The organism is Cytobacillus massiliigabonensis (assembly GCF_900199725.1).
GTDB lineage: Bacteria > Bacillota > Bacilli > Bacillales > Cytobacillaceae > Cytobacillus > Cytobacillus massiliigabonensis.
In genome coordinates this window covers 1,395,621-1,416,449 of sequence record NZ_LT904904.1, presented here as the reverse complement: position 1 = coordinate 1,416,449, position 20,829 = coordinate 1,395,621, and the positions used below count along the sequence as shown (strand labels likewise).

Annotated in this window: 23 protein-coding genes and 1 other annotated feature; of the genes, 2 read left to right on the top strand and 21 right to left on the bottom strand. The window is 39.2% G+C overall.

Annotated features, from left to right (window positions below):
- Nucleotides 1–24: 24 nt before the first annotated feature.
- Genes nadA through nadB form a run of 3 tightly spaced genes read right to left on the bottom strand, consistent with a single transcriptional unit; the run spans nucleotide 25 to nucleotide 3,572 of the window.
- On the bottom strand, nucleotides 25–1,131 hold the full coding sequence (gene nadA, locus C1726_RS18055) for a quinolinate synthase NadA (protein WP_102274427.1): 1,107 nt from the start codon (nucleotides 1,129–1,131) through the stop codon (nucleotides 25–27).
- Nucleotides 1,132–1,174: 43 nt separating this feature from the next.
- Nucleotides 1,175–2,014, bottom strand: coding sequence for a carboxylating nicotinate-nucleotide diphosphorylase (gene nadC / locus C1726_RS18050; protein ID WP_102274426.1), 840 nt, complete (start codon nucleotides 2,012–2,014; stop codon nucleotides 1,175–1,177).
- Nucleotides 1,983–3,572 (bottom strand): L-aspartate oxidase, encoded by a 1,590-nt coding sequence (gene nadB, locus C1726_RS18045; protein WP_102274425.1) that lies wholly within the window; start codon nucleotides 3,570–3,572, stop codon nucleotides 1,983–1,985. The genes nadC and nadB overlap by 32 nt, the downstream gene beginning before the upstream one ends.
- Nucleotides 3,573–3,697: 125 nt before the next feature.
- Here nadB and C1726_RS18040 point away from each other — a divergent pair, with 125 nt between their 5' ends.
- Nucleotides 3,698–4,840, top strand: a complete 1,143-nt coding sequence (locus C1726_RS18040) for an IscS subfamily cysteine desulfurase (RefSeq protein ID WP_102274424.1) — start codon at nucleotides 3,698–3,700, stop codon at nucleotides 4,838–4,840.
- A 67-nt stretch (nucleotides 4,841–4,907) separates the two neighbouring features.
- Complete coding sequence (locus C1726_RS18035) at nucleotides 4,908–5,447, top strand: transcription repressor NadR (protein ID WP_102274423.1); 540 nt, start codon at nucleotides 4,908–4,910, stop codon at nucleotides 5,445–5,447.
- A gap of 43 nt (nucleotides 5,448–5,490) precedes the next feature.
- Here the strand turns inward: C1726_RS18035 and pheA are convergent, their stop codons facing one another.
- From pheA to C1726_RS17945, 18 genes are all read right to left on the bottom strand, one after another.
- Nucleotides 5,491–6,372: a prephenate dehydratase gene (pheA, locus tag C1726_RS18030; RefSeq protein ID WP_102274422.1), complete on the bottom strand. Its 882-nt coding sequence runs from the start codon at nucleotides 6,370–6,372 to the stop codon at nucleotides 5,491–5,493.
- Between the two features lie 115 nt (nucleotides 6,373–6,487).
- Nucleotides 6,488–6,943 carry an ACT domain-containing protein gene (locus C1726_RS18025; RefSeq protein ID WP_102274421.1) on the bottom strand — a complete coding sequence of 152 codons (456 nt, stop codon included), beginning with the start codon at nucleotides 6,941–6,943 and terminating at the stop codon, nucleotides 6,488–6,490.
- Nucleotides 6,944–6,969: 26 nt separating this feature from the next.
- Nucleotides 6,970–8,259, bottom strand: coding sequence for a GTPase ObgE (gene obgE, locus C1726_RS18020; RefSeq protein ID WP_102274420.1), 1,290 nt, complete (start codon nucleotides 8,257–8,259; stop codon nucleotides 6,970–6,972).
- Nucleotides 8,260–8,316: 57 nt separating this feature from the next.
- Nucleotides 8,317–8,850: a sporulation initiation phosphotransferase B gene (locus tag C1726_RS18015; protein ID WP_102274419.1), complete on the bottom strand. Its 534-nt coding sequence runs from the start codon at nucleotides 8,848–8,850 to the stop codon at nucleotides 8,317–8,319.
- Nucleotides 8,851–9,085: 235 nt separating this feature from the next.
- On the bottom strand, nucleotides 9,086–9,379 hold the full coding sequence (gene rpmA / locus C1726_RS18010; protein WP_102274418.1) for a 50S ribosomal protein L27: 294 nt from the start codon (nucleotides 9,377–9,379) through the stop codon (nucleotides 9,086–9,088).
- On the bottom strand, nucleotides 9,380–9,724 hold the full coding sequence (locus tag C1726_RS18005) for a ribosomal-processing cysteine protease Prp (protein WP_102274417.1): 345 nt from the start codon (nucleotides 9,722–9,724) through the stop codon (nucleotides 9,380–9,382).
- Nucleotides 9,725–9,735: 11 nt separating this feature from the next.
- Nucleotides 9,736–10,044 (bottom strand): 50S ribosomal protein L21, encoded by a 309-nt coding sequence (gene rplU / locus C1726_RS18000; protein ID WP_102274416.1) that lies wholly within the window; start codon nucleotides 10,042–10,044, stop codon nucleotides 9,736–9,738.
- 13 nt (nucleotides 10,045–10,057) lie between these two features.
- Nucleotides 10,058–10,153 (bottom strand) — a sequence feature (ribosomal protein L21 leader region).
- Nucleotides 10,154–10,223: 70 nt separating this feature from the next.
- Complete coding sequence (locus C1726_RS17995; protein ID WP_102274415.1) at nucleotides 10,224–11,669, bottom strand: Rne/Rng family ribonuclease; 1,446 nt, start codon at nucleotides 11,667–11,669, stop codon at nucleotides 10,224–10,226.
- A 20-nt stretch (nucleotides 11,670–11,689) separates the two neighbouring features.
- On the bottom strand, nucleotides 11,690–12,556 hold the full coding sequence (locus C1726_RS17990; protein ID WP_102274414.1) for a M50 family metallopeptidase: 867 nt from the start codon (nucleotides 12,554–12,556) through the stop codon (nucleotides 11,690–11,692).
- On the bottom strand, nucleotides 12,549–13,331 hold the full coding sequence (locus C1726_RS17985) for a M23 family metallopeptidase (RefSeq protein ID WP_102274413.1): 783 nt from the start codon (nucleotides 13,329–13,331) through the stop codon (nucleotides 12,549–12,551). Before C1726_RS17985 ends, C1726_RS17990 begins: the two co-directional genes overlap by 8 nt.
- 282 nt (nucleotides 13,332–13,613) lie before the next feature.
- Nucleotides 13,614–14,417 (bottom strand): septum site-determining protein MinD, encoded by an 804-nt coding sequence (gene minD, locus C1726_RS17980; protein WP_102274412.1) that lies wholly within the window; start codon nucleotides 14,415–14,417, stop codon nucleotides 13,614–13,616.
- A 1-nt stretch (nucleotide 14,418) separates the two neighbouring features.
- Nucleotides 14,419–15,096, bottom strand: a complete 678-nt coding sequence (gene minC, locus C1726_RS17975; RefSeq protein ID WP_102274411.1) for a septum site-determining protein MinC — start codon at nucleotides 15,094–15,096, stop codon at nucleotides 14,419–14,421.
- A 308-nt stretch (nucleotides 15,097–15,404) separates the two neighbouring features.
- Nucleotides 15,405–15,920, bottom strand: coding sequence for a rod shape-determining protein MreD (gene mreD, locus C1726_RS17970; RefSeq protein WP_102274410.1), 516 nt, complete (start codon nucleotides 15,918–15,920; stop codon nucleotides 15,405–15,407).
- Nucleotides 15,917–16,801, bottom strand: a complete 885-nt coding sequence (gene mreC / locus C1726_RS17965) for a rod shape-determining protein MreC (protein WP_102274409.1) — start codon at nucleotides 16,799–16,801, stop codon at nucleotides 15,917–15,919. Before mreC ends, mreD begins: the two co-directional genes overlap by 4 nt.
- A 126-nt stretch (nucleotides 16,802–16,927) precedes the next feature.
- Nucleotides 16,928–17,944, bottom strand: a complete 1,017-nt coding sequence (locus C1726_RS17960; protein WP_057761687.1) for a rod shape-determining protein — start codon at nucleotides 17,942–17,944, stop codon at nucleotides 16,928–16,930.
- Between the two features lie 137 nt (nucleotides 17,945–18,081).
- On the bottom strand, nucleotides 18,082–18,771 hold the full coding sequence (gene radC / locus C1726_RS17955) for a RadC family protein (protein ID WP_102274408.1): 690 nt from the start codon (nucleotides 18,769–18,771) through the stop codon (nucleotides 18,082–18,084).
- 55 nt (nucleotides 18,772–18,826) lie between these two features.
- Nucleotides 18,827–19,399 (bottom strand): Maf family protein, encoded by a 573-nt coding sequence (locus tag C1726_RS17950; RefSeq protein ID WP_102274407.1) that lies wholly within the window; start codon nucleotides 19,397–19,399, stop codon nucleotides 18,827–18,829.
- 294 nt (nucleotides 19,400–19,693) lie between these two features.
- The gene (locus tag C1726_RS17945) at nucleotides 19,694–20,791 is read right to left on the bottom strand and encodes an SPOR domain-containing protein (RefSeq protein WP_102274406.1); all 1,098 of its coding nucleotides are present in this window, start codon (nucleotides 20,789–20,791) and stop codon (nucleotides 19,694–19,696) included.
- Between the last annotated feature and the right edge of the window lie 38 nt (nucleotides 20,792–20,829).

Sequence of the window (20,829 nt, the reverse complement as noted above, 5' to 3'; positions counted from 1 at the left end):
AAAAACCTCCGGAAAAAAGAGGTTTTAGACATGTGCAAGCATTCTTTCCAATGCTAGCTTTGCATATTTTGCATCATTTTCTGCTACATTAATTTTGTTCATGTTACTTCCTTGTTCAATTGATTCCAGGCACCAAGCAAGGTGAGGAAGATCAATTCGATTCATTGTTAAACAAGGACACATATGCGGATTTAAAGACATAATATGTTTATCCGGATGCTGTTTAATCATTCGTTTAACGAGGTTCATTTCCGTTCCAATCGCCCATGATGACCCGATTTCAGCATTTCTAATTGCCTCAATAATATAATTCGTAGATCCCGCCATATCAGAAAGTTCAACTACTTCTCTTTTACATTCTGGATGAACAATGATTTTCATCGTTGGATAATTCATACGGATATCTGCCACATTTTGAGCTGTAAAATTTTCATGAACGGAGCAATGCCCCTTCCATAAAATTACCTTTACTTTTTCAGCTGCTCCATCAAACTCCAATTCATCAGTAATTGGATTCCAAACAGCCATCTCGTCTAGTCCAACCCCTAAATGAAAGGCAGTATTTCTCCCTAAATGCTGATCAGGTAAAAATAAAATTCTTTGCTTTTGATTAAACGCCCATTTCAACATTTTTGCGGCATTTGATGAAGTAACTGTTGCACCACCATGCTGCCCAACAAAAGATTTAATTGCTGCTGTTGAATTGACATATGTTAATGGTAGGATCGTCTCTCCAAAAAGTTCAACCAGCTTTGTCCATGCCCTTTCTGTCTGAAACATATCTGCCATATCAGCCATGGAGCATCCAGCCCGCATATCTGGTAAATAAACGTTTTGATTTTTTGCCGTCAATATTTCCGCTGTTTCCGCCATGAAATGGACACCGCAAAAGACGATATGCTCAGCTTCTCGATTTTCTTCTGACAGCTGTGCCAGTTTTAACGAATCACCAGTTGCATCTGCAAACTGGACCACCTCATCCTTTTGATAATGATGGCATGGAATAAATAATTTGCTGCCTAGTTTATTTTTTATTGCTTTTACTCTATCTTCCAGCTCATCTACTGCCATATTCCGATATTTTTCCGGAAGAACATTTGATTGCCGCTCTACAGTTTGAAAGATATTCATATATTTATCCCCTTGTTGTGAAAATTTGTTTTAATCTCGCATTTTAGTCTTCAACGGTTACTTTTACACTAATATCCAAGGCTTGAACCGAATGAGTTAAGAAACCGAGAGAAATGTAGTCGACTCCTGTTTCCCTAAACTCTGGCAGAGTTTCAAGCGTGATTCCCCCTGATGCTTCTGTAATAACCCGTTCAGGAACAGATGCAATCCATTCTTTAATTTCACTCGGAAGTCTATTGTCAAACATAATCACATCTGCCTTTGCTGCAATCGCTTCCATTAATTGTTCCTCTGATTCGATCTCTACCTCGATTTTCACCATATGGCCAATTGTTTCACGGACAGCTTTAACAGCCTTTGTAATTGAACCTGAAAAGGAAATATGATTGTCTTTTATCATTACACCATCATAAAGGCCAAAACGATGATTGTGCCCTCCCCCACATCGAACTGCATACTTCTCCAACATTCTTAATCCGGGAGTTGTTTTTCTTGTATCACAAATTTTGGTGTATTTACTATTTAAAACAGTTACTGCTTCCCTCGTTTTTGTAGCAATCCCGCTCATTCGTTGAATGAGATTTAAAATAACACGCTCTCCTTTTAATAAATGAGAAACACTCCCCTTCACAGTAGCAAGTATTTGCCCATTCTCAATTGGATCTCCGTCCTTCACTCTTAGCTCTGTCTTGATCTCATGATCAAGGAGTGCAAACCCCGTCCGAATGACTTCTTCCCCACAAAAGATTCCATTTGCTTTTGCTAAAAAAACAATTTTCCCTCTCTGTTCCTCGCCAAAAATTTGTTCACTAGTTACATCTCTATCCCCAATATCCTCTAAAAAAAATTGCTCAAGTTGCAAGCGCAGCTTTAATTTGTTCATGCTTTTCATCCTTTATCATTTTTTTACATTGAATAATTTGTTTTCTTAGCCATTTGTGATCATTTTCACTTGGGTAATCCTGACGAAAATGTCCTCCCCGACTTTCTGTTCGTTCTAGGGCAGAGTTTGTGATTAGCCATGAAGTTATCATCATAAAAACTTGAACTATTTCTTCAGTTGTTAAATGATCAAGTTTCTTTTCTGCCCAATTTTCTATATCAAAGCTTTCCAGCCATGCTTTCTGCTTCATCAACCCTTTCTTCGTACGAACAATTCCTGCATTCTCCATCATTGATGCCTGAATCTCCTTAATCGATGGCAAGGGACGGGAAATGTTCATATAACATTCAATATTTTCAGAGAAGGTAGAATCAACTGGCTGGGTTATTGTTTGAGCATTCACTATTTCAGCCAGCCTTTTCCCGAAAAATAATCCCTCAAGCAAAGAATTACTTGCAAGCCGATTAGCGCCATGAACCCCTGTACAAGCCGCCTCTCCAATTGCATATAACCCTTTCACGCTGCTCCTTCCATCTAAATCTGTTTTGATGCCCCCCATTAAAAAATGACTTCCAGGCACAACTGGGATAAGACCTTTCTTTAGATCAATTCCATTTCGTTCGCACAAGTTTGTAATTGTCGGAAATCGATTTTCAAAATGATCTACTTCTGAAATATCGAGGAAGATTTGCTTTCCTTTTTCTATAAAGCTGTATATGGTTTGTGATACGATATGCCTTGGAGCCAGATCACGAAGAAGATGTACCCCATCCATTATTGGGATTCCTTCCTTTGTAATTAAACGGGCTCCTTCACCTCTTACTGCTTCTGACACTAATCCAACCGCTTTCTTTCCTGTAAAAAGAAGGGTAGGGTGAAACTGAATAAATTCCATATCGGTTATTTCAGCTCCTGCCTGATAGGCTAGTGCAATTCCATCTCCTGCAACAGTTTCTGCATTTGAAGTGTAGCTGTATAGCTGTCCGCAGCCACCCGTAGCAATAACAATATGTTCGGCAAAATAATAATCTATTTGTCCATTAGAATATTTGCCTTTAGCTCCAATACAGCGGTTACTGCTTTCATCCATCAGTAATTCATAAACAAAAAAGTTTTCAATGATTTCGATATTCGGATTCATATTGGAAGTCATAAATTGAATAATCGTTCTTCCAGTGGCATCCCCGCCACCATGTACTATTCTATATTCAGAATGAGCCCCTTCCATCCCAAGCAGCAGTTCCCCATTTTCATTCTTATCAAAAGGGCAGCCTTGTTTATTTAATTCTTGTATCAGGAATGGAGCTTCATTTGTTAGTTCAAGAACAGCTTCTGGATCATTATGATGGCTTCCTGCTACAAGCGTATCCATATAATGTTTATCGGGATGATCCCTTTTTCCAATCGCTGCTGCAATTCCGCCTTGAGCTAGATTAGAATTGCTCTTATAAACATTTGACTTTGTGAGAACAATCACATTCAAATCATCTCGAAGGCTCCTTGCTAATTGCAATGATGCAATCCCACTGCCAATAATGATCACATTCGTCTTTCTCATTTCAACCTCCTGATCATTACACTTGTCTTGACACTTATATTTACATAGTTTTAAACTTATGACAAGTATTTTTAAAGAATTGCTTAATTTTTTATTAAACTATTTTTTAAGGCTGGGTGATTTAATTGAAATATTTTGATTTTGCTGCTACATGCCCGCTTGATCATGAGGCAGCTGAAGTATATTTGAAAGCAGCTACTGCCTATTACGGCAATACAAGCAGTCTACATGACACTGGCAGTCAAGCAAATGACCTATTGGAAAACTGCCGCAATGAAATGGCACAATTACTAGGTGTGCAGAAAGAAGGGATTTATTTTACTAGCGGGGGCTCCGAAAGTAATTTTCTTGCAATTCAATCTCTATTATCCTCAAGTTTAAAAGCAGGAAAACACATTATTACCAGCATGGCAGAACATTCATCCATCTCAAACACACTGATAAAATTAATAGAGGAGCAGCAATATGAGGCAACAGTTATCCCTCTTAATTCAGCAGGTCATATTGACTTGGAGCAAGTAAAAAATGCAGTAAGAAAGGATACAGTATTAATCAGTATCCAGCATGGAAATTCTGAAATTGGTACTTTACAGCCAATTGAAGATATAGGCAGACTTTGTGCAGAAAATCAAATTTTAATCCACAGTGATTGTGTTCACACATTTGGAAAGACAGATATAAAGCAAGTTGCACAAGCGGTTGACAGCCTATCTATTTCTGGGCATAAATTCTATGGACCAAAAGGAGCTGGGGCTGTTTATATTCATCCGCGCTTAAATTGGAAGGGATATTACCCAGGAGCAGCACATGAGAAAGGATTTAGACCAGGTACAGTAAATGTACCTGCAATTGCAGCAATGACAGTTGCTGCACAAAAGGCATACAAGTATCTCAATGAGCATCATTCACTTTATTTATGTCAAAGAGAGGCATTTCTTCAAGCACTAGAACCAATAAAGAAGAATTGTATTGTATATGGTTCCGATGCAATTGCACAGCTCCCTTCTACAATAGGCATGAGAATAAAGGGAATAGAGGGACAATTGATCATGCTTGAATGTAATCGCTATGGATTTGCAATTTCCACGGGAAGTGCTTGCCAGACAGGAATGCAATTTTCTTCAAAAACAATGAAGGCACTCGGAATTACTGGAAAAAGTGCAAAAGAATTCATTCGTATTTCTTTTGGTTGGGAAACGACAGTAAATGATGCACAACTGCTAGCTCAATCAATTGTAAAAATTGTTCAAGATATACTCCAAAGCTAATTGAGTTAAATTCAGCCTGTAATTATGATAAAATTATTTATTATTGGGATAAAAGGGAGTTCATACAATGAAGAATCAACGAAAGGTGCTCGGTGAAGAAAGAAGAGACATGCTGCTTCAGCTTTTAAAGGATAAAAGAGCACCAATAACAGGCAGTGAGCTTGCATCCATAACAAATGTAAGCAGACAGGTGATCGTCGGCGATATAACCCTTTTAAAAGCAAAAGGTGAACCAATTATTGCCACAAGCCAGGGCTATATGTATTTAATCCAAAATGGCAGCCATCCCCCTATGGTAGAGCGCATCATTGCCAGCAGCCATTCTCCTGAACGAACAGAAGAAGAACTTAATTTACTTGTCGATTATGGAGTCACTGTAAAGGATGTCCGCATTGAGCATCCTGTCTATGGAGATTTAACAGCTTCTGTTATGGTTTCTAATCGAAAAGAAGTCAGTCAATTTATGAAAAAAATAAAATCAACGAATGCCTCTTACTTATCTGAGCTTACAGGCGGCATCCACCTTCATACGATTGCTGCAGCAACAAACGAAAAACTCGATGAGGCCCAAAAAGCGTTAAAGCAAGCAAATTTTTTAGTTGAATAAGAAAGACTAAAAAAGGAGCACAAATGAAGTGCTCCTTTTCCTATTACAAGTAAGTACTCTGTTTAGAAGTCTCTAACCCCAGCTGATAATAAGGATAGCTTCCTAATATCTTTACTTTACAATCAAGTGCCTCTAATTCTGCGACAACACCTGGAATTAATACATCATCCTGTTTCATATCAATATCAATGATAAAAAAATAATTACCAAGGCCTGTTTTCATCGGTCTTGATTCGATTTTAGAAAGATTTAATTTTCTCCAGGCAAACGCAGATAGAACCTGATGGAGTGCGCCAGCACGATCAGAGGGCAACGTGATCATCACTGTTGTTTTATATCCTCTAAAAGCTGAACATTCCTCGCTTAGCGGCATTTTATTTTTTGAAAGAACAATAAATCGAGTATGGTTATAATGGACATCATGCACATCTTTACGAACGATGGAAAGTCCATATTCTTTAGCAGCAAGCTCATTAGCAATCGCTCCTGCCTTCACATCCGGATGTTCCTTAATAAATTGTGCTGCCGCTGCTGTTGAGGTTGTGTTCGTATACGGAATTCCTTTCAATTCTTTGTGTAAAAACTTGTGGCATTGTGCAATCGCATGGGAGTGGCTATAAATCCTTTCAGTTTCTTTCCAGCTATCCATATTGTCAGGGTGCACCATAAAATGCTGGCGAATTGGAGAAGTAAGCTCTGCGATAATTGGCAAATCCACTTCGTGCACTAAATAATCAAGTGTAATATTTACGGATCCTTCAAGAGCATTCTCTAAAGGCACAACAGCTAATTCAATTTCATCCTCAATTAACGCGTCAAAGCAGTCTGGAATCGTTGCATATGGCACAGATTCTTCTTTAGGGAACATTTCCCTAACAGCAATATCTGTAAAAGTTGCTTTCGGACCTAAGAAACCTATTCTCACAGTAATTTCTCTCCCTTAAAATGCACGTTATGTATCATTGATTACTAACACTCTACCACTTTACACAACATATGTAAAAATAAAAAAAGATGAAAGGAACAGGGCACGATATCAATCATGCACCTGAACCAAGCACCTCTACTTTTTCAACAAACTCTAATTTTCTTAGTCTAATCAATAACTCTTCAATTTCAATTTGCATTCCTGCTGTATTTAAAGAGAGCGTAACGTTTGCCCTTCCCATGAGCGGAATCGTTTGATGAATCGTCAACACATTGCAGCCTGACGATGCTACTTCCCCTAATAAATGAGATAAAGTGCCTGACCGATCTTCTAAATAAAAAAATAATGTGATTAACCGCTCTTTTACGACCGTATGAAAAGGAAAAACAGTGTCTCTATATTTATAAAAAGCACTGCGGCTTAAATCTACCTTTTGAGCTGCATCCCAAACAGATTCTGCTTTTCCTCTTTCAATCATTTCTTTTGCTTCTAATGTTTTTTTCATTGCTTCAGGCAAAACATCTTCTCGGACTAAGAAAAATTTTTTATCCAGTTTCTCATGTCTCATTTCTCCACTCCACCTGCCTCTAGTGGCTACTCAATAAACTCGAATTCATAATCAAGCAGCTTGACGATATCGCCGTCTTTTGCTCCTTTTTGACGGAGGGCATCATCCACACCCATTCCGCGAAGCTGTCTTGCAAAACGTCTGACCGATTCATCTCTTGAGAAATCTGTCATTTTAAAGAGCTTTTCAATCGCATCTCCTGAAACAATAAAGTCACCAGCTGAATCTCTTGTGATAACAAATTCTGTCTGCTCTGCTTCATGTTTATAAAGGACACGATGTACACCTGTATCTTCATCCTCTTGGATGAGCGGGAATTCAGGAGTTTCTTCAATTTTATTAGCAATCGCAAATAATAAATCCCTTAATCCTTGACGTGTAACTGCGGAAATAGGGAAAATCGGATAATCATCCTCCATCTGCTCTTTAAATTTCTCGAGATTCTCTTCAGCCCCTGGCATTTCCATTTTATTCGCAACAATTACTTGCGGTCTTTCCGTTAGCCGTAAGTTATACTCTTTTAATTCTTTATTAATCGTTAAATAATCCTCGTACGGATCTCTGCCTTCCATTGCTGCCATATCAATCACATGAACAATGACCCTTGTACGTTCAATATGCCTTAAAAATTGATGACCCAGCCCTACCCCTGAATGGGCACCTTCAATTAATCCTGGCAAGTCTGCTAAAACAAAGCTCCGTCCATCCTCTGTTTCAACCATACCTAAGTTAGGTGCAATCGTTGTAAAATGATATTCAGCAATTTTCGGTCTTGCTGAAGAGACAACCGATAAAAGTGTTGATTTTCCAACACTAGGGAATCCAACTAGCCCGGCATCAGCCAATAGCTTCAGCTCAAGAATAACTTCTCTTTCAATCCCTGGCTCCCCATGCTCAGACAATTCCGGTGCAGGGTTTGCTGGAGTGGCAAATCTTGTGTTTCCTCTGCCTCCACGGCCGCCATTAGCAATGACCGCCCGCTGTCCATGCTCAACAAGATCAGCTATCACTTCACCTGTTTCTGCATCCGTGACCACTGTACCAGGCGGAACCTTTACAATCATATCCTTAGAATTTCTGCCATGCATATTTTTGGACATTCCATGCTCTCCACGAGGTGCCTTAAAATGACGCTGATAGCGGAAGTCCATTAAGGTTCTCAAGCCCTCATTCACTTCAAAAACAACATCTGCTCCTTTTCCGCCATCCCCACCTGCAGGACCGCCATTTGGAACATATTTTTCACGGCGGAAGGCAACCATTCCATTGCCCCCATCTCCGCCTTTTATATAAATTTTGACCTGATCGACAAACATATTATTCCTCCTGTCTTGGCTGTCTTTTTCCTAAAAGACAGCAAGAACTGATTGTTTTCACTTATGTAGAAAAAATTCAAGCGAGAGTTCTTGATTTGTAAAAAGATGAAAATGAATTTTTGGAGCAGTAGCCGTTCTTTCAAAGAAACGTTCAATCTGTTCCTTATTTGTTATTATTCCTCTAAAATCGAAAAAGAAACGAGTACCTTCTATTTGAGGCTCAATTGTCACAGATAAATGGTTGTCATAATACTGCTTAATGGATGAATTTAAACAATCAAAAAACGATCCTGTCCAGCTAACAAGCCACTCGTCATCCAAATAATCACATTGCGAACCATCCAACACATCGTATTCCAATTGAAACATATGATTTTCCCAATTATATGTAAGAATCAGCGAGGCGAATTGAGGAATTTTCAAATTAGAAAGCTTTGCTTCCTGTTGGGCTTCAGCAACAATCTCATCGATAATTTCTTTTGCCCGATCAATTTTATTAAGTGCAAGATTACCTTTTATTAATTGGATTTTATTTAGCCAATCGTGGCGCGCATAGCGCAGCACCTCGATCATATTCCAGTCCTTGTTCATACATGCACTCCTACACGGTTATTTTGTGAAGACTGCCTGCTGTAAGTATACCAAAAAGATGAGAAAGCGTAAGCATTTATTGTTAAACAATTTTTTTGGTGCACATAATCGCCTTTGTTAATACCCATTCTCTAAGTTATTCATTCGAATAAAACTCGCTCACGTGTATATCAAAACGTATTTAATCCAAAAAGAAAACTCTAACCATAATGGCTAGAGTTTTCCCATCAATTGCTTATGCTTCTTGAGCTGCAGGGTATACGCTCACTTGCTTACGGTCACGGCCAAGACGTTCAAATTTAACAACGCCGTCAACTTTTGCGAAAAGTGTATCGTCGCCGCCTCTACCTACGTTTACTCCAGGGTAGATTTTTGTTCCACGCTGACGGTAAAGGATAGAACCGCCAGTTACAAATTGTCCGTCTGCACGCTTAGCGCCAAGACGCTTTGCGATTGAATCACGACCGTTCTTTGTAGAACCTACTCCTTTTTTAGAAGCAAATAACTGAAGATCTAATTTTAGTAACATTTATTCCACCTCCTGCTTTTTGAAGGTAATTTTTATATGCTGTCCGTATTCTTCTTCAATTGTCCTCAATGAGACAACCATTCCTTCAAGAAGAAGCTGAATCTTCTCATTTGTTTCTTCCGAAAGTTTGTCCGGAATTTCACAGCTGAGAAATCCCTCATCCTTCTGTTCAATCAAAGGGGTCACTCCTGTTAAGGCATGCACCGCATTAATTGCACCAACCGATACAGCAGAAACGCCTGCACAGACGATATCCTTGCCTCGATTGGCAAAAAAGGCATGGCCGCTAATCACAAATGATTGAATCATACCGGATTTATTACGAATAACCGTAACATCAATCATTGAGCATCGCCTTAAGCGTTGATTTTTTCAATCACAACTTTAGTGTATGGCTGACGATGACCTTGCTTTTTGTGATAGTTTTTCTTCGCTTTATACTTGAAAACAATGATCTTCTTTTGACGACCTTGCTTTTCAACTTTAGCTGTAACAGTAGCACCTGCAACAACAGGATTTCCTACTTTCACACTATCTCCGCCAACGAAAAGAACTTTATCAAAAGTAACTGTTTCGCCTGCTTCTGCGTTTAGCTTTTCAATGTAGATTGCTTGACCTTCTTCTACCTTTACTTGCTTACCACCAGTTTCAATAATCGCGTACATGAACTGCACCTCCTCTTAGACTAAGACTCGCCATCCTCAGGCGCTTTGCTCAAATGCAATAAGCCTTGAACAAAATCTTATTACCTGTTCTGAGCGGTTGTAGCACGGGTGCGCTACAAACATAACATGAAAATACTAACATAAATTATTCACCTATGTCAATATACTTTTCCTCTTTGCTACTGCTTTTCCCCAAACTGACGAATTTCATAAAAAGGTTTATCTTTATTAATCACGGTAAAAATTATTTTCATCCCGAGCTGTTCCTCTATCCGTTTTTTATGTATCCCGTGATCTCCGGAAAAGATCCTCTCTACCTCTTCAGTCACGTCGATATAGACAGCCTCATAATCGGTCCCACGATGCTCCCAAAGCTCTCTTTCTAAGCGAAAAGCAATGGTTTCTGAACTTAAAACCCTTCCCGTTCCTTCACAAGAAGCACATTTCACCGTCATTGCCTCAGAGATGGCTGGCTTCGTTTTCTTTCTTGTCATTTGGAGAATGCCAAGCGGTGAAAAACCAATCAGATTTGTTCTGCGTTCGTCTTTCTTCAGTGCTGCTTCCATAATAGTCAGGATAGATTTTCTATCACGTTCCTCTTTCATATCAATAAAATCTATCAAAACCATCCCTCCGATATCACGGAGACGAATTTGCCTCGCCACTTCCTCGGCTGCAGCTTTGTTTGTCTTTAATATCGTTTCACGCAGGTCCGTCTTTCCAGCAAATTTCCCTGTGTTCACATCGATAACTGTCAATGCCTCTGCTTCATCAAAGATCAAGTAAGCCCCATTTTCAAGCCAAACAATTCGTTTCATAGCTTTTTCTATTTCATGTTCAATCCGATAGGCCGAAAAAATATTTTCTTTCCCGGTATAATGTTTAACGGGAAGTTGGCTGTTTTTTTGAATGAGCCTCTTCATTTCTAGATCATCTACAATCACTTCACCTGTTTCAAGTCTTTTTACCTCTTCTATAATCTCTTCCGCAAAAGAATTGCGTTCAAGTACCCGACCCGCTTTCTTAAGCTGTCCAGCATTTGTTAGCAGTTCTTTGTATGCCAGTCGCAAATTTATCAGTTCTTCTAACAATTCTTCCTGTGTTTGATTTTCACAGGATGTCCGAAAAACGATTCCTTCTGCAGCGTCTTTCATTTGTTGGCCGAATCTGCGCCATTCTTCTCTTATTTGATCATTTTTGAACTTTTTCGATACAGCCACGTAGCGTCCATGTGGCATATAGATAAGGTGAGTCCCAGGTAGTTCAATGATGCCTGTCAATCTCGGTCCCTTCGTTCCAGCAGCATCCTTTTCCACTTGAACAAGAAATTTCTCTCCTTGATGGACATAGGAGGAAATGCTGCGTGCAGCTTTTACAGACATTTCATCATCTGATTGTATAAAGGAAGCCAGCTTATCTCTATGTAAATATCCGCTTTTTTCTTCCCCAATAGATACAAATGCTGCATTCATTCCTGGAAGCACCTTTTCTACTATTCCTAAGTAAATATTTCCTACTGAAGAATGCTGTTTTGGCTGATCAATGATAAGCTTTTCAACTTTATGATCGTTCAAAACAGCATAACGCTTTTCACGATGAATCTGGTTAATAATTAAGGTCTTCAATGTACTTCCTCACTTTTTAATTAATACACATATAGCAAATCCCCAACTCGTGCAGTCACAATTTTCTCAGCAAAATAAGCATGCAATAGCTCATTTTCATCTAAAGATCCTTTTTCTTGTCCGTCTTTTTCAATAATAATTGGATGTTTATACCCTCTCTGAAACTTCTCGAGCACATGAATCACCATCTCCTCCTCTTTTACAATAAGCGGCTTTAATGTACGGAAGGCTCGATTCTTCCCATAGTACCGTTCGAGGAGAAAGCGTATAAACACATATCTTCCCTGTTTCCATTCATGATAAAGAGCAAACAGCAAAAATGAAACAACCACCCATATATTTAAATTAAAGGGAGAAATGAATAAAGTAATCATGATAAAAACAACTATGCTCCCGACTGATAACAGTAAACATTTCCTATGTGCATCTGGAAATGGATAATAAAGCGAGAATAAAAGGAAAATGAGTTTCCCCCCATCAAGCGGCCAAATCGGAAGAAGATTAAATAGGAAAACCATTAAGTTGAATTGAATAAAATGCTGAAAAATTACTTCAGGCATCAAGGAAAACTGAAATAGACTATAGGCCACACCCATCATCCAAAGATGCTGAATAGGCCCTGCCAAAATGACAATCAGCTCTTCTTTTAAAGGGCGATTCCCATGCTCCTCCATTTCTGCAACCCCGCCAAATGGCAAAAGAGCAATTCTTTTAATCCTCCACGAAAAAAAAGACGCTGCACCTGCATGTCCCAGTTCATGTACAAGGATAATAAATAGAAATAGTGATAGCTCAATAAAGTGTGCAGTCATAATCGCTAGACCAATCACTGCCCACAAAAGCGGATGAATATGAATATATTTTATCAATCCTGCCAATTTAATCAAATGGGATCACCTGTATCGGGTCGATGAAATCATCCCCTTGCTTGATCGCGAAATAAAAAGATCCTTTGTTGCCGTCCTCTGTTGCAGCTGGCAACCCTACTTCCGTTCCACTTTCGATATATTCCATAAATTCCACACGAATTTCTTCTAAATTTCCATACCATGATTCACTATTATCCGCATGCTTAATGATCACCGTTTTTCCAAAGCCATCCTTTTTCCCTGCAAAACTGACAAGCCCTTCACTCATCGCTTTAACAGCAGCGTCTTTTCCAGTTTCAATTGTTATTCTTTGCCCATTCACACTAAATTCCTCAAGAATTTTAGCAGACGCTGGCAAGGCATATTCTGTATTTGAAGCGGTGCTCTTCTTGCCTTCCTCGTTTTTTTGATCTTTAAAAGGCAATAAAGCCAATGGCTTACCAAATTGCTCCTCATACCAATTGGAAACCGCGACAAACTGAAAGTCCTTTTCCATCGACGTCTTAACAAACTCTCTTGCAGAATCAAAGGTCGCCGCATTATTTTTAAACATGATCGCTACGATCAGAAATAAACAGGCTGACGCAAGCAGCTTGAATAAAAACCACTCCTTTCGAAATAAAGGATGATTCCCCTCTTCGCTGCTTCCATCATAGGAAGACAATTTATCAAAGCCATAACGCTCTTCATCTTCTGCCCAAAGAACACGATTATGAATATTTTTTGTCATTCTCTCACGTTCTCGTTTTCTCCGTGCCACCCGTTTCCGAATATCTTCCGCTCTATTGCTCATCTCTCACCATTCCCCTGCTATCTTTTGTACAAGTCTATGACCCGTCCGAATAGAGTATGACAACAAAGAAAAGCGGAGGCGACTGTACAGCCCCGACAAGCATAAGACAGGCTGGATGGAAGGTTGGTTTTTAACCTTCTAGCCAGACTGGCTTATGACCTCGAGGGGCTAGGAGCCGCAGCTAGACAACTTGAAATGCGGAAGCGGATTGCCCAGTGGCGACAAGCTTAAGACAAGCCAGAACATGAAAAAAGTCAGGGAGTCCCTGACTTTTTGACCTTATTATTTAACACCAAAAAACTTTTTCAGTTTCGAAAAGACACCTGGGTTATCCTCTTCCAGCGGCTGAAGAGGAATTGACTCACCTAAAATTCGGCGGGCTATATTTCGGTAAGCAATGGATGCCTTGCTGTTCGGATTTAACGCAATTGGCTCTCCATGATTAGAAGCTCTAATCACTTCATCATCATCAGCCACAATACCAATTAAATCAATTGATAGATGAGTAGCAATTTCATCTACATCAAGCATGTCCCCATTTTTCATCATTTGATTGCGGATTCGGTTAATTATGAGCCTAGGTGACTCTACATTTTCCTCTTTTTCAAGCAAACCGATAATGCGGTCCGCATCTCGAACAGCTGAAACTTCCGGGGTCGTCACAACTATTGCTTTATCCGCACCAGCCACTGCATTTCTGTATCCATGTTCAATTCCTGCAGGGCAATCGATGATGACATAATCATAATCCTGCTTCAATTCTTCGATTAATACCTTCATTTGCTCTGGTGTTACAGCTGTTTTATCACTTGTTTGTGCGGCAGGCAATAAGTATAAAAGATCTTCAAATCGCTTATCTTTTACAAGTGCCTGGTGAATTTTACATCTGCCTTCCACGACGTCAACAAGATCATAAATAATCCGATTTTCAAGTCCCATGACAACATCTAAATTACGAAGGCCGATATCTGTATCTACAAGGCAAACTTTTTTCCCTTGCAAAGCTAGGGCTGTTCCTACATTCGCACTTGTCGTCGTTTTACCGACCCCTCCCTTACCGGATGTAATCACAATGGCTTCTCCCATTCTAGAATCCCCCTTCCAATCTAGTAATATTTGGTCTGATATGCATTAAAACTTGTAATCTATCAACAGTTATTTGATCTAAATCATTTATGTAAGCACATTCCATTTCTCTTTTTTCATCATCCTGATAATGGTCAGGGGCTCTAGTAATACAATCACTAATTCGGATTTGCGAAGGCTTCATAATGGATGCTGTAACAATCGCTTTCTTATCTCCGCTAAAACCTGCATGAGCAATTCCTTTTAATGCCCCCATTATATAAATGTTTCCGCCAGCAATAACGGTACCTCCTGGATTTACATCTCCAATGAGAAGCAAATCACCAGGCACTTGAAGGACCTGTCCCGATCGAATAATTCTAGCAACAGGAACAATTTCATTTTCTTTCTTTATCTTCTCTGCTTCATCTTTAGTCATCACATTGGAGCTAATCGAATCTACGACAAGGTTTTTCTTTTGTCGAACTAAACCTTTTAATTCCTCTTCCTGTTCAGCAGTTAAATACCTATTGCCAACTTGAACATGGACAGAGATTAAACGGTCTTCACGAGACTGAGAGCTTTCTGAAAGCTTTCGATCTAATTCTTCCTTTAAATCAGCAAAGGAACAGGCATCATCAAGATGAAGAGTCAACCCATCCTTCGTCCCTTTAATCGTTACATTTTGGAATTTCTTCATAACAAGATGTTCACCTCATAAGAAAAGCGCAAGCGACTTGCAACCCTATTAAAAGGAAGGAAGCGCTTTAGCTAAACACTAAGAAAAAACGCATTGCGTTTTTTCGAAAAGCAGGAAGCTAAAGGCAATGGCAATTGTAAACAGCAAAAATCAGCCATTTCTACATTAACCTAGCTCCTAAACTTTATTTTACTACAATTCGACATGGACTTAAAAAAATCCTTTTTTGCTCCGAATAATTTGGCCAATCGTAAATAAAATCAATGAATCTTATGCAAGTTTACTCTTTTACATTGTTAATATTTATTTTATGCATCCAAGCTCATAGCTAATTTCTCAAAATGCTTTTTAAACGGATAGACAGTAAGAATAATAAAAATAAAATTGAGGATAAGTGTTGGTATTAAACGATCCGCACTATATGAACCAAAGGTCATATCTGTTCGATTGATTAATACATTCATTTCATATGCGCCCAGCTCTAATAGAGCTACGCCAACAATCGAAATGAATATCACAATCACAATATTCGTTTGTAAAACTTTCATTAATTTGTAACATATGTATGCCACTAATGGATACAAACATAAGTAAATTCCCATAATTTCTGTATAGACAATATCGAACAGCAAGCCAAAAAGAAAACCATAGAGAATGCCATAGTTTTTCGGTCCATATACTGTAAGGAGGATGATCGCAATTATTAAAAAATGAGGAACAAGAATATACTCATTTCCAAATACCTTGGGAGGCATTAACTCAACAAATAGACTTTCGATAATGAAAAAAAGCATTAATAGAAGAGGAAGAAGGAATTTTCTCACAGTTCCTCCTCCTTATCATCAATCATATCTTCTAGATCAGGCCGTATCGAACCTCTTTTTGCTATCATAACATGCTCGATATCATCGAAATTTGCACCTGGTTCAATGTACGCTGTTTGTGTGAGACCATACTCCGCAGGAGCAACCTCCACTACTTTCCCAATAAGAAGACCTTTAGGGAAGACGCCTCCTTTACCAGAACTAATTACCGTCTGACCCTTCTTAACCTTTGCATCTGATGGAATTCGTTTCATCATAAGAAGGCCTTTTTCATCGTCATAGCCCTCAATAAAACCAAATATACTTTCCCCATCCGCTTGGATTTCTGCAGATATCCGGTTCGTAGGGTCCATTGAACTAAGAAGCTGAACTGTAGAAGTAAAGGACTCGCTATTTTTCACCTTACCAATTAAGCCTTTTGCCGTAATAACTGCCATATTTTGCTCTATTCCATCCCTTGAACCTTTATTAATAATTAGCAATTCTGTCCATTTATCTGGATTTCGTCCTATAACTGTTGCCTGTTTTGGCTCAAAAGCACTTAATGAATCCTTTTTATCCAGAATTCCACGAAGCTCAGTGTTATCTTTCTTTAACAATTGAACCTCTGATTCTAGCCGAGCTAGCTCATCTAACCTTGATTTCAATTCTTTATTTTCCGTATATGTATTTTGCAAGTCTTGCAGATTTTCAAAAAAATTCGCAACATAATGAGTTGGGCGTGAAACGGCTGTTTGAACCCAGCCAGTTGTATCTTTAATAAATTGTTCAGGCCAGCTTAATTTTGAACGCCCACTTAAAGAAAACCCAATCAATGCCACTAGAATAATGATACTGACAAGCAAAATAATCAGGCGTTTATTCAAAAAGAACTGTGGCATTCCCTACACCTCGATATATTTTTTCTATCTTAAGTATATCTGTTCACAAGAATGGAGGGCTCGCCACAAATTCTTCGTGAACGAGCGCATATCATTACTTGTTTATTCATATTCACATGATTCTAATTAGCGTGAATCCTTCGCTTTGTTTTTAAATAAATCGATATGATCTAGTGCCTTTCCTGTACCGATCGCCACGCAATCTAACGGATTTTCTGCAATTAGAACAGGCATACTAGTTTCTTCGCTGATCACTCGATCTAAATTACGCAGCAATGCCCCCCCGCCAGTAAGTACAATTCCTCGATCCATAATATCGGCCGCTAATTCTGGCGGTGTTTTTTCAAGTGTAACTTTAACCGCTTCAACAATGGAGTACACCGTGTCATGCAAGGCTCGGGAGATTTCCTCCGCAGTGATTTCAATCGTTTTTGGAAGTCCGGTTAAAAGATCACGGCCGCGGATTTCGATATTATCAATTCCTTCTGGCTCACCAGCAGAACCAATCTCCATTTTAATGATTTCTGCTGTCCGATCCCCAATTAAAAGGTTATAATGCTTTCTAATATAATTAATAATTGCATCATCCATTTCATTTCCTGCAACCCGGACAGATTGACTTGTTACAATTCCTCCTAATGAAATGATGGCAACCTCTGTCGTTCCTCCGCCAATATCAACGACCATGCTGCCAGTTGGCTCCCAAACAGGCAGATTCGCTCCAATTGCTGCAGCAAATGGCTCTTCGATCGGATAAGCATCTCTTGCTCCAGCTTGGCGTGTTGCATCAATTACTGCACGCTGTTCAACAGCTGTAATTCCTGAAGGAACACAAACCATTACATATGGCTTTCCAGAGAAGAGTCCTTTATTTTTTATCGCTTGATTAATATAATATTTCATCATTACTGCTGTAGTCTCATAATCAGCGATAACACCATCTTTCATCGGGCGAAGTGCGACAATATTGCCCGGCGTTCTGCCGATCATATTTTTAGCGTCATTCCCAACAGCTACAATATTTTTCGTATCCGTCTGTAAAGCAACTACTGATGGCTCCCTTACTACGATGCCTTTTCCTTTAATATAAACGAGTGTATTAGCAGTCCCCAAATCGATTCCTAGGTCCTTTGTTCCAAACATAAGTGTATCTCCCTTTCTGATACGAAATGCAATTAAGATAAAATGTATTTTTTTAAGCTAAAAACGCTAATTTTATTTAATTAGACGTAAAAAAGCATAGATAATATTATAGCTTATCAGCAGACAAAACTAAAGTGTTATAAATACCCTTTTTCCTTCAGGCTCACAAATTTATTATCCCCGATAATTAGATGATCGAGCACTTCAATCCCAATAATTTTCCCACACTCAGCAAGACGTTTCGTCACTTCTATATCCTCTCTGCTTGGCGATGGGTCTCCACTCGGGTGATTATGAAGGCAAATAATTGATGCTGCGGAGCGCCTAAATGCCTCTTTGAATACCTCCCTTGGGTGTACAATGGATGCATTGAGGCTGCCGATAAAGATTGTCTGTTTATGCAGGACTTGGTTTTTCGTATTTAAATATAGGCAAACGAAATGCTCCTGAGAAAGAAATCTCATATCATTCATGACATATTTCGCCCCATCCTCCGGTGAGCGAATGACATATCGGTCATCAAAAGAAAGATTCGAGATTCTTCTGCCAATTTCAACTGCAGCAAGAAGCTGAATAGCCTTTGCCTTCCCAATTCCTTTAATGGAAGTTATTTCATCTAAAGATGCATCCTTTAATAACCTAAGACCTTCAAAATGATTAATGAGCCTGTTAGATAATTGCAGCACAGATTCATCTTTTGTCCCTGTCCTAAGCAGAATAGCCACAAGTTCATGCGTAGATAAACTTTGCGGACCATTTTGGATAAAGCGCTCCCGCGGACGCTCATCCTGTGGAAAATCCTTAATCATTAAGGATTCGGTTTGCATGAATTTTATTCCCCCCTATTACATTACGGGCGTAAGGGACCTGATGACAAAAAGATCAGATAGGAATCTCAAACCCTAAATTCCTTAATTCTCGAACTGTTTTTGAAACAGGCAGACCGACAACTGAAAAGTAATCACCAGCTATTTCTTTAACGAGTACACAGCCTTCGCCCTGAATGCCATATGCACCTGCTTTGTCAAACGGTTCACCGGTGTTAACATAAGCGTTGATTTCATCATCTGTAAGCTCCCAAAACACCACATCCGTTTTCACGTAGAAATTATTTTCTTTTTCAGGAGCAATAATTGACACCCCTGTGTAGACAGCATGTGTTCTTCCCTCTAAAGCCTTCAGCATTGAGAATGCTTCTGCTTTATCTTGCGGCTTGCCTAATATCGTCCCATCTAAAACTACAACGGTATCGGCTCCAATTACATATGAGCCTGGATGTTTCTTGCTCACCGCTTTTGCTTTTCTACTGCTGAGCTCCATGACAATTTCTCCCGGTGCTAATTCGGGATCAAAGCTTTCATCAACATCACTGCTGGAAACTTCAAATGTTAAATGAAGGTTTTCAAGAAGTTCTTTTCGTCGTGGAGAAGAAGAGGCTAAAATGAGGTTTTGCATTTTATCACCTTACCTTAATTTTTGTATCAATTTGGGAGATACATCATCATCGTACCAAAATTCAGCAGGACAAACAATTTTTAAACCGACAAATAGCGAAAAAGTTCATTATATAATGCCAAAAAATAATCGCAATCGCTAGCTGCTCTTTAGGAAGCCTGATTTCATCTACTAGTGTTTTCCCCAATCGAAAAGAAGCCTGTCGAAGATGCTCGAACAGACTCCAATAACATGTGTTATTTCCCAGAAAATATTCGAAAGGTGCAAGAATTTGTCCTATTTAAATCAAAAAATCTACAGAGAATGATAAGCAGCAAGAAAACCGAGCAAATGCTGCTGAAGCTTTGTTTGGATAGAAGGATCTGGCGACTTGTTATACGCTCTAAGCTGCTCAATTGCTTGATTAAGTTCTGTTTTAATCGCAATAACCCCTTCATGTTTAAGCTTGTCCTCATCAATCCCCTTCAGGATTGATGCTTGTTTTTCTGCTTTTTCAAGTGTTGGCGGAGATACAGTTTGACTTGCGGCAGCTTCTGAAGCCCCAGCAGCAATTGATTGATAAATGGCTCCAGCAGCCTCCATTATCTTTCTCTCTTCCCCTTGAAGGTCTTTCATTGCCTTACTGTCAAAAGTAATTGGCTTTGCAAATACTTCAATTCCTCTGCTTTTTAGCTGTGCACCGATATCCTTGGCAAGTTCAATGCTGTCTGCAACACTTAAGTATAAAATAGCCTGTCCGTTCATTTCTACTAATTGAGCGGGAGCTCCCAATTGAGCAACCCCATCCTTCATCTGTTCAGCTGCTTCTTTATTTGAGAACACCCCTCCTTGAACAACAAATGTAGATAACGGCTCAAGAGTCATTGACTCTGTGCCTCCTGCAGGTGTATCCTCCGTTTTTTCCGGGATTGGTTCGGCAATCACTGGCTGATCAGCCGCTATTTCATTTTCAGTAATCACTAGCTTAAGCAAAAGCAATCCAAAGCTTGTCCCCAAGAGAATAGCAAAAAACACCGTCAAAAACACAGAAGAAAGCATGCCATTGCGATTATTCTTCTTAAAGTTTTTACTAATCGCCCCTATGCCCATTTGATTTTGCTTTTTTGGCTGTTTAGCCATTTTGTATTCCTGCACATCCATATCGAAATCCGATGATTCATCCGGCAATATCCAGTCAAAGTTTTCTTCATCCGCTGCTTCTTTTGAAGCAGCCGCTTCAATCGCAGAGGAATAGTCGTACTTATTGTTATGGTCAGTCTCTTCTATCAAAAGATCTCTATGATTTTCCACTTTCATTCTTTCATTCTCATGTCTCACAATTTCATTGAACGTATGATTTTTGCCATTAATTTTAATTGTAATCGTTTTTCCCTTCTCCTCTCTGTCCACCATTTCCTCCTCCTCTCTTCCTATCAATTGCTAATTTTGTT